The 15,007-nt window shown below is 52.7% G+C and carries 12 protein-coding genes; 5 read left to right on the top strand and 7 right to left on the bottom strand.

Annotation, left to right across the window (positions count from 1 at the left end; genetic code table 11):
* Positions 1–34: 34 nt before the first annotated feature.
* Genes argH through argC form a run of 3 tightly spaced genes read right to left on the bottom strand, consistent with a single transcriptional unit; the run spans position 35 to position 3,256 of the window.
* Complete coding sequence (gene argH / locus C0K55_RS14120; protein WP_001240113.1) at positions 35–1,408, bottom strand: argininosuccinate lyase; 1,374 nt, start codon at positions 1,406–1,408, stop codon at positions 35–37.
* 59 nt (positions 1,409–1,467) lie between these two features.
* A complete protein-coding gene (gene argB / locus C0K55_RS14115) occupies positions 1,468–2,244 on the bottom strand; it encodes an acetylglutamate kinase (protein ID WP_001362445.1) in 777 nt (258 codons plus the stop codon).
* Between the two features lie 7 nt (positions 2,245–2,251).
* Entirely contained in the window at positions 2,252–3,256 is a 1,005-nt protein-coding gene (gene argC, locus C0K55_RS14110; RefSeq protein WP_105266098.1) for an N-acetyl-gamma-glutamyl-phosphate reductase, read from the bottom strand.
* A gap of 153 nt (positions 3,257–3,409) precedes the next feature.
* On the opposite strand from argC, the gene argE reads away from it, so the two are divergent.
* The 5 genes from argE to C0K55_RS14085 all read left to right on the top strand — a co-directional run bounded on the left by argE (position 3,410) and on the right by C0K55_RS14085 (position 11,159).
* The gene (gene argE / locus C0K55_RS14105) at positions 3,410–4,561 is read left to right on the top strand and encodes an acetylornithine deacetylase (protein WP_105266099.1); all 1,152 of its coding nucleotides are present in this window, start codon (positions 3,410–3,412) and stop codon (positions 4,559–4,561) included.
* Positions 4,549–5,310, top strand: coding sequence for a hypothetical protein (locus C0K55_RS14100; protein ID WP_157942771.1), 762 nt, complete (start codon positions 4,549–4,551; stop codon positions 5,308–5,310). Before argE ends, C0K55_RS14100 begins: the two co-directional genes overlap by 13 nt.
* Positions 5,311–5,527: 217 nt before the next feature.
* A complete protein-coding gene (gene ppc / locus C0K55_RS14095) occupies positions 5,528–8,179 on the top strand; it encodes a phosphoenolpyruvate carboxylase (RefSeq protein WP_105266101.1) in 2,652 nt (883 codons plus the stop codon).
* A gap of 180 nt (positions 8,180–8,359) precedes the next feature.
* The gene (locus tag C0K55_RS14090; protein ID WP_016249364.1) at positions 8,360–10,093 is read left to right on the top strand and encodes a phosphoethanolamine transferase CptA; all 1,734 of its coding nucleotides are present in this window, start codon (positions 8,360–8,362) and stop codon (positions 10,091–10,093) included.
* Between the two features lie 214 nt (positions 10,094–10,307).
* Positions 10,308–11,159, top strand: coding sequence for an AraC family transcriptional regulator (locus C0K55_RS14085; RefSeq protein ID WP_105266102.1), 852 nt, complete (start codon positions 10,308–10,310; stop codon positions 11,157–11,159).
* Here C0K55_RS14085 and C0K55_RS14080 read toward each other — a convergent pair.
* The 4 genes from C0K55_RS14080 to C0K55_RS14065 are packed head-to-tail and all read right to left on the bottom strand — an operon-like array spanning position 11,146 to position 15,001.
* Entirely contained in the window at positions 11,146–11,487 is a 342-nt protein-coding gene (locus C0K55_RS14080; RefSeq protein ID WP_000323857.1) for a PTS fructose-like transporter subunit IIB, read from the bottom strand. The genes C0K55_RS14085 and C0K55_RS14080 overlap by 14 nt on opposite strands.
* Before the next feature lies 1 nt (position 11,488).
* Positions 11,489–12,367, bottom strand: a complete 879-nt coding sequence (locus C0K55_RS14075; RefSeq protein ID WP_105266103.1) for a [formate-C-acetyltransferase]-activating enzyme — start codon at positions 12,365–12,367, stop codon at positions 11,489–11,491.
* A complete protein-coding gene (locus C0K55_RS14070; protein ID WP_105266104.1) occupies positions 12,333–14,630 on the bottom strand; it encodes a formate C-acetyltransferase in 2,298 nt (765 codons plus the stop codon). The genes C0K55_RS14075 and C0K55_RS14070 overlap by 35 nt, the downstream gene beginning before the upstream one ends.
* Positions 14,631–14,680: 50 nt before the next feature.
* Positions 14,681–15,001, bottom strand: coding sequence for a PTS fructose-like transporter subunit IIB (locus C0K55_RS14065; protein WP_105266105.1), 321 nt, complete (start codon positions 14,999–15,001; stop codon positions 14,681–14,683).
* Positions 15,002–15,007: the final 6 nt, after the last annotated feature.

Raw genomic sequence — 15,007 nt, 5'->3', positions numbered from 1 at the left:
AACTCCCCGTTTTCAGGGGAGCGATATAAACAAGTTACACCAACCGCGCCTTTGCAAAAGCAATCGCCTGCGCCACCTGCTGCGGTGAGACGCCGCCTTTTGCCGCACGTTTGTCGAGGCACGATTGCAACGACAAAATCGGATACACATCTTCTCCAATCACCTTGCTGAATTTCTGCAACTCAGCCAGCGGCAGTTCTTCCAGTGGTTTGCCCTGACGAATGGCTTCCACCACCGCTTCACCCACAATATGGTGCGCCTCGCGGAACGGTACGCCTTTTGCCACCAGATAATCCGCCAGTTCAGTGGCGTTAGCGTAACCCTGTTGCGCCGCTTCCTGACAACGCGGGCGTTTCACCTGAATCCCATCCAGCACCAGCGCCGCCATATGCAGGCAATCCAGCCAGGTGTCGAGTGCGTCGAACAAGCCCTCTTTGTCTTCCTGCATGTCTTTGTTATAGGCCAGCGGCAACCCTTTCAGAGTCATCATCATGCCGGTTAATGCGCCCTGGACACGACCACATTTCCCACGAATCAGCTCCAGTGCATCCGGGTTTTTCTTCTGCGGCATTAAGGATGAACCGGAAGTCACGCGATCAGACAGTTCGACAAAACCCGCTTCGCCGGTGTTAAAGAAAATGAGATCTTCGGCAAAACGCGACAGATGCACCATGCCGATGGCGGCGGCAGAAAGCAGTTCCAGTACGTGATCACGGTCAGAAACGCTGTCCAGGCTGTTACGCGTTGCCGAGGCAAAACCCAGCCAGCCAGCCAGTTGTTCACGGTCAATGTCATAGGCCGTTCCCGCCAGCGCACCACAACCTAACGGGCTGACATCCAGACGCTTAAGCGCGTCCTGCAAACGGCTTTCATCACGCGCCAGCATCTCAACATAGGCCAGGCACCAGTGAGCGAACGTCACCGGTTGAGCGCGTTGCAGGTGGGTATAACCCGGCATCACTGCGTCCTGATTATTTTGCGCCGTTTCCACCAACGCCGATTGCAACTGGCGGTTAGCCGCCAGCAACTCGCTGACCATCTCTTTGCACCACAATTTCAGGTCAGTCGCTACCTGGTCATTACGGCTACGCCCGGTATGCAGTTTTTTGCCTAACTGACCCACTTTGTCGATCAGTTTACCTTCCACCCAGCTATGGATATCTTCGGCGTCGCTTTCGAGGATTTGTTGTGGCCTGGCGCGAACGTCTTCCAGCAGCACGTTCAGCGCCTCTTCTAGTTGCACCTGCTCTTCTGCGGTCAACACACCTACCGTTACCAGGGCTTTGGACCAGGCTACAGAGCCGACAATATCCTGCTCCGCCAGACGGTAATCAAAGCGCAATGAGTCATTAAATTGTTTGAACCGTTGATCTGCTGCCTGAGTAAAACGCCCGCCCCAAAGTGCCATAACTCTGTTTCCTTATTTTGAAATTCAATGCCGGAAGCTGTGCCTCCGGCCAACAAAAATTAAGCTAAAATCCGCGTCCCCATCGGCATACCGTTAAACAGTGCCGGAAGCTGTTCCGCATGACGCCAGGAGGCGATGTCCACCGGGCGGCCCAGCGTGCGTGCAGCGTCCAGCGCCGCATTCACTTTCACAATCATGCCGTCAGTAATAATGCCCTGCTCAATCAGTTGTTCTGCTTTCGCCGCGGTCATCTCAGCAATTCGTTGCCCTTTACCGTCGAGGATGCCACTGACATCAGAAAGCAAAATCAGATCCGCACCCAGCGTTGCCGCCAGTGCCGTCGCGGCCTGGTCAGCATTGACGTTCATCAGTTGCCCTTCGTCCGTCACACCAATAGAGCTGACCACCGGCAAATAACCGTTTTCCAGCAACGTGTTGATAAGCTTAGGCGAACCTGGCTGCGCCAGTCCAACATGGCCCAACTCTTCATCGAGCTGGGTCACTTTGACGCTGTCGCCATCACCGAGAAACAGCCCCACAGCAGCAATCTGATGTTTCTTCGCCCACGCCAGCAGGGTTTTATTTGCCGTTCCCGCCAGTGCGCCAGTGATAATGTCTATCTGATCCGCAGGCGTCACGCGCAAGCCGTTTTTCTTTTTCACCGGCAGATTCAACCCTTTCATCAACTCATCCACCACGCAGCCGCCGCCGTGAACAATCACCAACGGACGCTGATGAGACTCGCGATAATTCACCAGTGCGCTAAACAGCCGTTCCAGCGCCTCTTCACTATCCAGCAATACGCCGCCCAGTTTGATAATTAATGGATTCATCATTGCACCCTTAAATAAGAGACTGCGTTTCCGCATAGCCGAAACGAATATTGGCACACTGGATTGCCTGTGCCGCCGCACCTTTCAATAAGTTGTCTTCGGTCGCCACCACAATCAGATGCTCGCCCTGAACGGCAAAACCGATATCGCAGAACGGTAGCCCGACAACGTTTTTCAGCGCCGGAACGCCTTTGTCATACAACCGTACCAGCGGTTTATGCGCATATGCCTGTTGCAACACTTGTGCTACTTGCGCCTGGGTCACGCCCGGTTTCAGACGGCAGGTAATCGTTTCCAGAATGCCGCGCGGGAAATTGCCCAGATGCGGGGTGAAGATCACGTCAGCACCAAGGTGTGTAGCGATCTCCGGTTGATGGCGATGGGTAAAGACACCGTATGGTTGCAGGCTGACTTCACAAAAGCTGTTAGAAATCGCTGCCTTACGTCCTGCACCGCTTACACCGCTGGTGGCGTTGATGACCGGCCACTGATTGAGATCTAGAAGATCGGCATCAATCAACGGTTTAAGCGCCAACTGCGCTGCCGTCGGGTAACACCCCGGCACCGCAATCAAATTCGCTTCTTTTAATTTATTGCCGCACCACTCCGCCAGACCATAAGCGGCTTGCTCCAGCAGTTCCGGGTATTGATGGGTAAAGCCGTAATATTTTTCATAGAAGGCGGCGTCGTTAACGCGGAATGCGCCGGAAAGGTCGAATACCACACAGCCTGCATCAAGAAACTGCGGTGCTAAATCGTGGCTAACTTCATGGGCAGTGGCGAGAAACACCACATCCACCCCTGAGCTAAACTCGCTGATATCCGACATCGGCTGCAGCGGCAGATCAACGATGCCTTTGAGCTGCGGATGCAAATCGGAGATTAACTTTCCCGCATCATTGCTTTGCGCTGAAACAGTCAAAGCGGTTATGTTCATATGCGGATGGCGATTTACATAGGTCACTAGCTCTGCGCCAGCGTAACCACTGGCACCCACAATCAGCGTATTCAACATCGGGGCTATTCACCTTCTTATGTCTGTTTGCCTGACTAAACGTAAAACATTCACCTTACGGCTGGTGGGTTTTATTACGCTCAACGTTAGTGTATTTTTATTCACAATTAATGCATGAATATTGATACTATCATGACCAGAGGTGTGTCAACAATGAAAAACAAATTACCGCCATTTATCGAGATCTACCGTGCTCTGATTGCCACACCTTCAATAAGCGCCACGGAAGAAGCGCTCGATCAAAGCAATGCAGATTTAATCACTCTGCTGGCGGGTTGGTTCAAAGATTTGGGCTTCAATGTGGAAGTGCAGCCCGTGCCGGGAACACGCAACAAATTTAATATGCTGGCAAGTTGCGGACACGGCGCTGGCGGCTTGTTGCTGGCGGGGCATACCGATACCGTGCCGTTTGATGACGGGCGCTGGACGCGCGATCCGTTTACGCTGACTGAGCATGACGGCAAGCTCTATGGTCTGGGCACCGCCGACATGAAAGGCTTCTTTGCGTTTATCCTTGATGCACTACGCGATGTCGACGTCACGAAGCTTGCAAAGCCGCTCTACATTCTGGCGACTGCCGATGAAGAAACCAGTATGGCCGGAGCGCGTTATTTTGCCGAAACCACCGCCCTGCGCCCGGATTGCGCCATCATTGGCGAACCGACGTCACTGCAACCGGTACGCGCACATAAAGGCCATATTTCTAACGCCATTCGCATTATGGGTCAGTCGGGGCACTCCAGCGATCCGGCACGCGGGGTGAATGCCATCGAGCTGATGCATGACGCCATCGGCCATATTTTACAATTACGTGACGACCTTAAAGAACGCTATCACTATGAAGCGTTTACCGTACCGTATCCCACGCTCAACCTCGGGCATATTCACGGCGGTGACGCATCTAACCGAATTTGCGCCTGCTGTGAGTTGCATATGGATATTCGTCCGCTGCCAGGCATGACGCTCAATGAACTTAACGGCTTGCTCAACGACGCGCTGGCACCGGTAAGCGAACGCTGGCCGGGTCGTCTGACGGTCGAAGAACTGCATCCGCCGATCCCTGGCTATGAGTGCCCGCCGAATCATCAACTGGTTGAAGTGGTTGAGAAATTGCTCGGCGCACAGACCGAAGTGGTGAACTACTGTACCGAAGCACCGTTTATTCAGACGCTATGCCCGACGCTGGTGTTAGGACCAGGTTCAATCAATCAAGCCCATCAGCCTGATGAATATCTGGAGACACGGTTTATTAAACCCACCCGCGAGTTGATCACCCAAGTGATTCAGCATTTTTGCTGGCATTAAAACGTAGGCCGGACAAAGCGTTCGCACCGCATCCGGCACTGTTGCCAAACTCCAGCGCCGCAATAATGTCGGATGCGATGCTTGCGCATCTTATCCGACCTACAGTGACTCAAATGATGCCCAACCGTAGGCCGGACAAAGCGCTCGCGCCGCATCCGGCACTGCTGCCAAACTCCAGCGCCGCAATAATGTCGGATGCGATGCTTGCGCATCTTATCCGACCTACAGTGACTCAAATGATGCCCTACCGTAGGCCGGATAAGGCGCTCGCGCCGCATCCGGCACTGCTGCCAAACTCCAGCACCGCAGTAATGTCGGATGTGATGCTTGCGCATCTTATCCGACCTACAGTGACTCAAATGATGCCCAACCGTAGGCCGGATAAGGCGCTCGCGCCGCATCCGGCACTGCTGCCAAACTCCAGCGCCGCAATAATGTCGGATGCGATGCTTACGCATCTTATCCGACCTACAGTGACTCAAATGATGCCCAACCGTAGGCCGGACAAAGCATTCGCACCGCATCCGGCACTGCTACCAAACTCCAGCACCGCAGTAATGTCGGATGTGATGCTTGCGCATCTTATCCGACCTACAGTGACTCAAATGATGCCCAACCGTAGGCCGGATAAGGCGCTCGCGCCGCATCCGGCACTGCTGCCAAACTCCAGCGCCGCAATAATGTCGGATGCGATGCTTGCGCATCTTATCCGACCTACGTATTTGGTGTTACGCGAGGCGAATTTTTAACATTCCCATAAGTTACGCTTATTTAAAACGTCGTGAATTTAATGGCGTAAATCCCTGCTATTTATTCGTTTGCTGAAGCGATTTCGCAGCATTTGACGTCACCGCGTTTACGTGGCTTTATAAAAGACGACGAAAAGCAAAGCCCGAGCATATTCGCGCCAATGCGACGTGAAGGATACAGGGCTATCAAACGATAAGATGGGGTGTCTGGGGTCATATGAACGAACAATATTCCGCGTTGCGCAGTAATGTCAGTATGCTCGGCAAAGTGCTGGGAGAAACCATCAAGGATGCGTTGGGAGAACACATTCTTGAACGCGTAGAAACTATCCGTAAGTTGTCCAAATCTTCACGCGCTGGCAATGATGCTAACCGCCAGGAGTTGCTCACCACCTTACAAAATTTGTCGAACGACGAGCTGCTACCCGTTGCGCGTGCGTTTAGCCAGTTCCTGAACCTGGCCAACACCGCCGAGCAATACCACAGCATTTCGCCAAAAGGTGAGGCTGCCAGCAATCCGGAAGTGATCGCCCGTACCCTGCGTAAACTAAAAAACCAGCCAGACCTTAGCGAAGAAACTATCAAAAAAGCGGTTGAATCGTTGTCGCTGGAACTGGTTCTTACCGCACACCCAACCGAAATCACCCGCCGCACACTGATCCACAAAATGGTGGAAGTGAACGCCTGCTTAAAACAGCTCGACAACAAAGATCTCGCTGACTACGAACATCACCAATTAATGCGCCGTCTGCGCCAGTTGATCGCTCAGTCGTGGCATACCGATGAAATCCGCAAACTACGCCCAAGCCCAATTGATGAAGCCAAATGGGGTTTTGCAGTAGTAGAAAACAGCCTGTGGCAGGGCGTGCCGAATTACCTGCGCGAACTGAATGAGCAACTGGAAGAAAACCTGGGCTACAAACTGCCGGTAGAATTTGTTCCGGTTCGTTTTACCTCGTGGATGGGCGGCGACCGCGATGGCAACCCAAACGTCACCGCCGACATCACCCGTCACGTACTTCTGCTCAGTCGCTGGAAAGCAACTGACCTGTTCCTGAAAGATATTCAGGTTCTGGTCTCCGAGTTGTCGATGGTTGAAGCAACACCTGAACTGCTGGCGCTGGTCGGTGAAGAAGGTGCTGCAGAGCCGTATCGCTATCTGATGAAAAACCTGCGTTCTCGCCTGATGGCGACCCAGGCGTGGCTGGAAGCGCGCCTGAAAGGTGAAGAACTGCCAAAACCGGAAGGCCTGCTGACACAGAACGAAGAATTATGGGAGCCGCTCTACGCTTGCTACCAGTCACTTCAGGCATGTGGCATGGGGATTATCGCCAACGGCGATCTGCTCGATACTCTGCGCCGCGTGAAATGTTTCGGCGTACCGCTGGTGCGTATTGATATCCGCCAGGAGAGTACTCATCATACCGAAGCATTGGGTGAACTGACCCGCTACCTCGGCATCGGAGACTACGAAAGCTGGTCAGAGGCCGACAAACAGGCGTTCCTGATCCGCGAACTGAACTCTAAACGTCCGTTGCTGCCTCGCAACTGGCAACCAAGCGCCGAAACGCGCGAAGTGCTCGATACGTGTCAGGTGATTGCCGAAGCGCCGCAAGGCTCCATTGCCGCCTACGTGATCTCGATGGCGAAAACACCGTCTGACGTACTGGCTGTCCACCTGCTACTGAAAGAAGCGGGGATTGGATTCGCGATGCCGGTCGCACCGCTGTTTGAAACCCTCGATGACCTGAACAACGCCAACGATGTTATGACCCAACTGCTGAATATCGACTGGTATCGCGGTCTGATTCAGGGCAAACAGATGGTAATGATTGGCTATTCCGACTCAGCAAAAGATGCGGGCGTGATGGCGGCATCCTGGGCGCAGTATCAGGCACAGGATGCGTTAATCAAAACCTGCGAAAAGGCGGGTATTGAACTGACGCTGTTCCACGGTCGCGGCGGTTCCATTGGCCGCGGTGGCGCACCAGCACATGCAGCACTGCTTTCGCAACCGCCGGGAAGTCTGAAAGGCGGCCTGCGTGTGACCGAACAGGGCGAGATGATCCGCTTTAAATACGGTCTACCGGAAATCACCGTTAGCAGCCTGTCGCTGTACACCGGGGCGATTCTGGAAGCCAACCTGCTGCCACCGCCAGAGCCGAAAGAGAGCTGGCGTCGGATTATGGATGAACTGTCGGTCATCTCTTGCGATGTCTATCGTGGCTACGTGCGTGAAAACAAAGATTTTGTTCCTTACTTCCGTTCCGCTACGCCAGAACAGGAACTGGGCAAACTGCCGTTGGGTTCACGTCCGGCGAAACGTCGCCCAACCGGCGGCGTCGAATCACTGCGCGCCATTCCGTGGATCTTCGCCTGGACGCAAAACCGCCTGATGCTTCCCGCCTGGCTGGGGGCGGGTACAGCGCTGCAAAAAGTGGTCGAAGATGGCAAACAGAACGAACTGGAAACCATGTGCCGCGACTGGCCGTTCTTCTCAACACGTCTGGGAATGCTGGAGATGGTGTTCGCAAAAGCGGATCTGTGGCTGGCGGAATACTATGACCAACGCCTGGTCGACAAAGAACTGTGGCCGTTAGGTAAAGAGTTACGCAATCTGCAAGAAGAAGACATCAAAGTGGTGCTGGCGATTGCCAACGATTCCCATCTGATGGCGGATCTGCCGTGGATTGCCGAGTCTATTCAGCTACGGAATATATACACCGACCCGCTGAACGTGTTGCAGGCAGAGCTACTGCACCGCTCCCGCCAGGCGGAAAAAGAAGGTCATGAACCGGATCCCCGCGTAGAACAAGCGTTAATGGTCACTATTGCCGGGATTGCGGCAGGTATGCGTAATACCGGCTAATCCCTCCCTCTATCAACCCTCGTGCAATAGTGCGAGGGTTTTCTGAAATACTTCTGTTCTAACTCCCTCGTTTTCAATATATTTCTGTCTGCATTTTATTCAAATCCTGGATATCTCTTCAGATATCCTTAAGGTTTTACCCTTACATTCGGCGCTATTTTTTCGAGACAGGTTCTTACTATGCATTCCACAGAAGTCCAGGCTAAACCCCTTTTTAGCTGGAAAGCCCTGGGTTGGGCACTGCTCTACTTTTGGTTTTTCTCTACCCTACTACAGGTCATTATTTACGTCAGCGGCTACAGCGGTACTAACGGCATGCGCGACTCGCTGTTGTTTAGTTCGCTGTGGTTGATCCCGGTATTCCTCTTTCCGAAGCGGATTAAAATTATCGCTGCGGTAATCGGCGTGATGCTGTGGGCGGCCTCTCTGGCGGCGCTGTGTTACTACGTCATATACGGTCAGGAGTTCTCGCAGAGCGTTCTGTTTGTGATGTTTGAAACCAACACCAACGAAGCCAGCGAGTATTTAAGCCAGTATTTCAGCCTGAAGATTGTGCTTATCGCGCTGGCCTATACAGCAGTGGCAGTTCTGCTATGGACACGCCTGCGCCCGGTCTATATTCCGAAGCCGTGGCGTTATGTTGTCTCTTTTGCCCTGCTTTATGGTTTGATTCTGCACCCGATCGCCATGAACACGTTTATCAAAAACAAACCGTTTGAGAAAACGTTGGATAATCTGGCATCGCGCATGGAACCCGCCGCGCCGTGGCAATTCCTGACAGGTTATTATCAGTATCGCCAGCAACTTAACTCACTGACGAAACTACTGAATGAAAATAACGCATTACCGCCGCTGGCTAATTTCAAAGACGAATCGGGCAACGAACCGCGCACCTTAGTACTGGTGATTGGCGAATCAACCCAGCGTGGACGCATGAGCCTGTACGGTTATCCGCGTGAAACCACGCCTGAACTGGATGCGCTGCATAAAACCGACCCAAACCTGACCGTGTTCAATAATGTGGTCACATCGCGTCCGTACACCATTGAAATCCTGCAACAGGCGCTGACTTTCGCCAACGAAAAGAATCCGGATCTGTACCTGACGCAGCCGTCGCTGATGAACATGATGAAACAGGCGGGTTATAAAACGTTCTGGATCACCAACCAGCAAACGATGACCGCCCGCAACACCATGCTGACGGTATTTTCGCGCCAGACCGATAAACAGTACTACATGAACCAGCAACGCACACAGAGTGCGCGTGAATACGACACCAACGTGCTGAAGCCGTTCCAGGAAGTGCTGAAGGACCCCGCGCCGAAGAAACTGATCATCGTTCATCTGCTGGGTACGCACATCAAATACAAATATCGTTACCCGGAAGATCAGGGCAAGTTTGATGGCAATACCGATCACGTGCCGCCGGGATTAAGCGCAGAAGAGTTGGAATCGTATAACGATTACGACAACGCCAACTTGTACAACGATCACGTAGTTGCCAGCCTGATTAAAGACTTTAAAGCTGCTGATCCGAATGGTTTCCTGGTTTACTTCTCTGACCACGGTGAAGAGGTTTATGACACACCACCGCATAAAACTCAGGGGCGTAATGAAGACAACCCGACGCGCCACATGTACACCATTCCGTTCCTGCTGTGGACGTCGGAAAAATGGCAGGCGACTCATCCGCGTGATTTCTCGCAGGATGTCGATCGTAAATACAGCCTGGCTGAACTGATCCACACCTGGTCGGATTTGGCGGGCTTATCTTACGACGGTTACGATCCAACCCGTTCGGTGGTGAACCCGCAATTCAAAGAAACCACCCGCTGGATTGGTAACCCGTATAAGAAAAATGCGCTGATCGATTACGACACTCTACCGTATGGCGATCAGGTGGGTAATCAGTAATTATCTACCAGGTGCTATTTGCCGGATGCGACGCTTGACGCGTCTTATCCGGCCTACAGATCGCGGCGGTAGGCCGGATAAGGCGTTTACGCCGCATCCGGCAATACAACTGCCGCAATGTTTACATCTCACTCCCATCAGGCCACACTTTTCAGGTGGCCTTTTTTCATAATGCCAGTTACTGTTTTCCCGTCTACATACCTGAGGGAATAACATGTATCACGACGTCAACTATCTGCTCTCCCGCCTGATCAACGGCCCGCTGTTACTCCGCCAGGTTTACTTCGCGAGCAGCAACGGCCCGGCCCCCGATCTCGCGTATAAGGTCGATTTTACACGGCTGGAAATTGTGCTGGAAGGCGAGTTTGTTGATACCGGTACAGGTGCAACGTTAGTTTCCGGCGATGTACTGTACGTTCCCGCTGGCGGGTGGAATTTCCCACAATGGGAAACACCCGCCACGACATTTAGCGTTCTGTTTGGCAAACAGCAACTCGGCTTCAGCGTCGTACAGTGGGATGGCAAACAATATCAAAATCTGGCGAAGCAACACGTCGCCCGAGGTGGCCCACGTATTGGCTCGTTCCTGCTACAAACGCTCAATGAAATGCAAATGCAGCCGCAGGAGCAACAAACAGCCAGGCTTATTGTCACCAGTTTGCTTAGCCACTGCCGCGATTTGCTCGGCAGCCAAATTCAGACAGCCTCTCGCAGCCAGGCACTTTTCGAAGCCATTCGCGATTACATCGACGAACGTTATGCCACCGCGCTGACCCGCGAATCTGTCGCGCAGGCGTTCTACATTTCACCAAACTACCTATCGCACCTGTTTCAAAAAACGGGGGCTATTGGCTTTAACGAATACCTGAATCACACGCGACTGGAACATGCTAAGACGCTACTGAAAGGCTATGATCTGAAGGTAAAAGAAGTGGCTCACGCCTGCGGTTTTGTCGACAGCAACTACTTCTGCCGTCTGTTTCGTAAAAATACCGAACGCTCGCCGTCGGAATATCGTCGGCAGTACCACAGCCAACTGACAGAAAAACCAACTACTCCAGAATAAGGTGCGTTTGCTGCGGCGCAGAAAGCACCTTACGAACAGCACTCATCACCCGATGAGGTTCGCGTAGAAAAGCGTAGATACCGCATTGTACATAGCGACAATGTTCAAAACGCTCGGCACCAGAAAGCTCGATATCTGTAATCAACAACACAACATCCGCGCGACGGATATTCTCGTCCGATAAGCGGTTCTCCGTTCCCAGCGCCCCCTGAGTTTCAATGCTGACGCTCCACTTTTCCTGCTGACACAACTTTTCCAGCCGTTCTGCCGCCATATAGGTATGTGCCACACCGCTAACGCAGGCGGTAACTGCAACCAGATATGCCATCCTACCCCCCAACCGTAACCTGAAAACCAGCCTGTTCAGCCATTTCACGCATCAATGCCACATCGGCTGACGACGGTGCCAGTATATCTTTCATCGACCATTCGCGCCCCAACAGACGGTATTTCGGTTCACCGTACTGATGAAACGGCAACAGGTGGATCTGCCTGATATTCAAAGGAATCAACACATCCAGCGCCTGCTGCATATTCTCTCTGCTGAGCGTATAGCCGGGGATCAGCGGCAAACGAGGGATCACATTGATACCTTCACTCACCAGCAAACGCAGATTCTCCAGCACGCGCGGCAGATTCATTTTCACCACGTCCCGCGCTCTTGTCGGGTCCATAATTTTTAAATCGAACAACACTTCATCGCACAATTTCGCCAGCGGTAGCAACCTGCTTGCTGGCGCGTCTCCGGCAGTTTCGATGGCACATGACACGCCCCACAGCCGCAGTCGTTGCAAAAAACGGGTAGCAAACTCCGCTTGCACCAACACTTCACCGCCAGAAAGCGTGACACCACCGCCAGACGTGCGAAAGAAAATGTCATCCTTCATCACTTCCCGTTCCAGAGCGTCGAGGCTGATATCACGACCAATCCGCTCAAATGCGCCGGAAGGACATTCATCTGCATCACGTAAACATTTCGCGCAATGCAGACATTTCGCCTCTCTACGCACCGTCTGGATTTTGCCGGAGATCGACTCCGGATTAGCACACCACGGGCACAGATGTGGGCAGCCTTTAAAAAAGACCACCGTACGAATACCCTCACCGTCATTCAGCGAATAACGCTGAATGTTAAAAATACGCGCCACATCCTCGCGGCGCGTTTCCACAACGTTACAACTGATGCGCTGTACGGCGGATAATGTCATCCTGAATTTCCTTCGAGAGTTCGACAAAGAAGGCGCTGTATCCGGCAACGCGTACCACCAGCCCCGCATAGTCCTGCGGGCGCAATTGGGCTTCACGTAACGTGTCGGCATTCACTACGTTAAATTGAACGTGCTGCAACTTAAGCTGAGTAAATGCACGTAAGAAGTCAGCCAGTTTGCGTAATCCCGCTTCACCTTCCAGGGTAGCCGGAGTGAATTTCACATTCAGCAACGTACCGTTAGAAAGCAACGTGTTATCAAGTTTACTTACTGACTTCAGCACCGCCGTTGGCCCTTGTCCGTCCTGACCCAACATTGGTGACAAACCACCATCAGCCAGTTGTTCTCCGGCGAAGCGGCCGTCTGGCGTCGCGCCAACCACCGACCCCAACGGGACGTGAGCAGAAACGGTATACGACCCCGGCGTGAAGTGGCCGCCGCGCGGGTTCTGGTATTTTTCCACTTCTTTGCAGTAATGGCGCAGCAATTCGGCGCTAATGTTATCCACCTCGTCGATATCGTTGCCGTACTTCTCAAAGCGGTTAATTAAACGAGCACGGATTTTTTCGCCTTCTGGCGTTTCGAAGTTTGCTTTTAATACCGACAACAATTCGTCAAAACTTAAACGTTGTTGATCAAAAACCATCCCTTTCAACGCATGGAGTGAATCACTCAGGTTAGCGATACCAATCCCCTGCACGCCGGAAAAGTTATAACGCGCGCCGCCGTCGGTAATATCGCGGCCTTTTTCCAGACAATCGCTGATAAACGAAGAGAGCAGCGGCACTGGTGCCCAGTCACGATGGCCGATATCGCAAATATTGCTGCCTTCAACCATCAGAGTGATGTAGTGGCTGATCTTCGCGCGAATTTGTTCCAGCAAACCGTCATAACTCAATGCGGAATTACCTTCATTCTCATGCAGGCAGATTTCCATCACTTTCAGCAGGTTAAACATCGCGATATCGTGCAGACCGTAGGTTCTGCCCGGAATGGATAATTCCACGCAACCGACCACTGAATAGTCGCGCGCATCTTCCAGCGAAACACCACGGTTGAGGAACGCGGGCACCACCACTTCATCGTTGAAGATTTGCGGAATACCAGTACCAAGACGAATGGTTTCTGCGGTTTTCATCAGGAACGGCGTGTCAATCAAGGCGTTAGTGCGCACACCGAGATTTGGCTGCGGCAACTGTACGCTTTGATAGGCGTCGAGACAGAGAAACGAAAGCACATTCACCGCGCTACGTCCGTTTTCCGTTAAACCACCGAGCAGTGCGGTATAGCCGGTCGGGAAACCTGCGAAATAGCGCGCGCTGCTGGTGGAACGTAACAGCACAATGTCATTACATTTCACCCACAGGGACTCGAGCAGTTCTTTCAGGAACGCCGGATCTTCACCCTGGGTCAGCGAGGCCTGATAGAACGGCAACATATACTGATCGAAGCGCCCTAACGACAGCGAACTGGCGTTAGATTCATATTGCAGAATGATGTTCATGTACCAGAACAACTGGCACGCCTGCCAGAACGTCTGCGGCTTATGTTCGGCGTTATGACGGGAGATCTCCGCAATAGTCAGCAATTCTTCCCGACGTTGGGCATTAACGCAGCTTGCTGCCATCGTTTCTGCCAGTTCGGCGTAACGCAAAATATGTTTCTGCGAGGCTTCCAGCAATAACAGCGCAGCCTGATAAAAGTGATTATCCGGCTGTTGCTGGCAATGTTGTTGCATCTGCGCCACCAGCTCACCCAGCCCGTGATTCAGCAGGCGTGGGTAATCAATAATGATGTGCCCCTGGCCTTTATCCGTCTGGTTGATGCTGAAAATCTGCGTACTGGTCGCCGCTTTAACTTCGTCCGTCATCTGCCCATTGATGAAATCTTTCATCGAGCGTTTTTCCCAGTACGGGAACAACTCTTCGCGATAGATACGTTTATCTTCTTCACTAATGGCGAAGCGATCCTGCGGGCGTGTCGGGAATTGATCCAGCTCTTTCAGCAACCAGTAAGGATCCATTTCCGGCGACATAATCCCGGCGCGCGGTTTTACGGTGCGGTTACCGGCAATCAGCTCTTCATCACGAATCGAAATTTCAACGTGTTCAAGGATATACGCTGTCGCTTTCGCCCGGCGCAATATCACCGGTTCGCCTTCGGTTTGCCGATGGCTGGCGGTATAAAGCAGCGCCCGCTCCAACGAGATTTCACGGGTATTGGCAAACAGTGCAGTTTTAAGGCGAGAGATACGATTCGTCATGAGGAACTCCTGTGGGAAAGCGAACCCGCCCTTGCGGGCGGGATAAGAACTTAAGCGGTTTGCGCCAGGTGAGTTTCAATTTTGCTCATAATGGCGTCAGCGCGTTTTACTGCGTCGCTGATGTTGACACGCACGATGGTCTTGCCAGCAAAACGCTCTTCAAACTTGATGCCGATATCTTTGGTCAGAATCACCATATCGGCGCTCGCCACGTCTTCCGCAGTCAGTTCGTTTTCCAGACCAATCGACCCCTGGGTTTCTACTTTCACTTCCCAGCCTTTTGCTTTCGCGGCACTTTCCAGCGCCTCTGCCGCCATATAGGTATGGGCAACACCTGAAGGACATGCGGTTACTGCAATAATTTTCGTCATGGCTCG

The organism is Escherichia sp. MOD1-EC6098 (genome assembly GCF_002965865.1).
Classification (GTDB): Bacteria; Pseudomonadota; Gammaproteobacteria; order Enterobacterales; family Enterobacteriaceae; genus Escherichia; species Escherichia marmotae.
The sequence above is the reverse complement of the archived record's forward strand: the minus strand, read 5'-3'. Positions and strand labels throughout refer to the sequence as shown.

What these genes read in the sequence shown, in the direction of transcription:
- argH (WP_001240113.1), bottom strand. Translation starts at nt 1,408, where the DNA reads ATGGCACTTTGGGGCGGGCGTTTTACTCAGGCAGCAGATCAACGGTTC.
- argB (WP_001362445.1), bottom strand. Translation starts at nt 2,244, where the DNA reads ATGATGAATCCATTAATTATCAAACTGGGCGGCGTATTGCTGGATAGT.
- argC (WP_105266098.1), bottom strand. Translation starts at nt 3,256, where the DNA reads ATGTTGAATACGCTGATTGTGGGTGCCAGTGGTTACGCTGGCGCAGAG.
- argE (WP_105266099.1), top strand. Translation starts at nt 3,410, where the DNA reads ATGAAAAACAAATTACCGCCATTTATCGAGATCTACCGTGCTCTGATT.
- ppc (WP_105266101.1), top strand. Translation starts at nt 5,528, where the DNA reads ATGAACGAACAATATTCCGCGTTGCGCAGTAATGTCAGTATGCTCGGC.
- C0K55_RS14090 (WP_016249364.1), top strand. Translation starts at nt 8,360, where the DNA reads ATGCATTCCACAGAAGTCCAGGCTAAACCCCTTTTTAGCTGGAAAGCC.
- C0K55_RS14085 (WP_105266102.1), top strand. Translation starts at nt 10,308, where the DNA reads ATGTATCACGACGTCAACTATCTGCTCTCCCGCCTGATCAACGGCCCG.
- C0K55_RS14080 (WP_000323857.1), bottom strand. Translation starts at nt 11,487, where the DNA reads ATGGCATATCTGGTTGCAGTTACCGCCTGCGTTAGCGGTGTGGCACAT.
- C0K55_RS14075 (WP_105266103.1), bottom strand. Translation starts at nt 12,367, where the DNA reads ATGACATTATCCGCCGTACAGCGCATCAGTTGTAACGTTGTGGAAACG.
- C0K55_RS14070 (WP_105266104.1), bottom strand. Translation starts at nt 14,630, where the DNA reads ATGACGAATCGTATCTCTCGCCTTAAAACTGCACTGTTTGCCAATACC.
- C0K55_RS14065 (WP_105266105.1), bottom strand. Translation starts at nt 15,001, where the DNA reads ATGACGAAAATTATTGCAGTAACCGCATGTCCTTCAGGTGTTGCCCAT.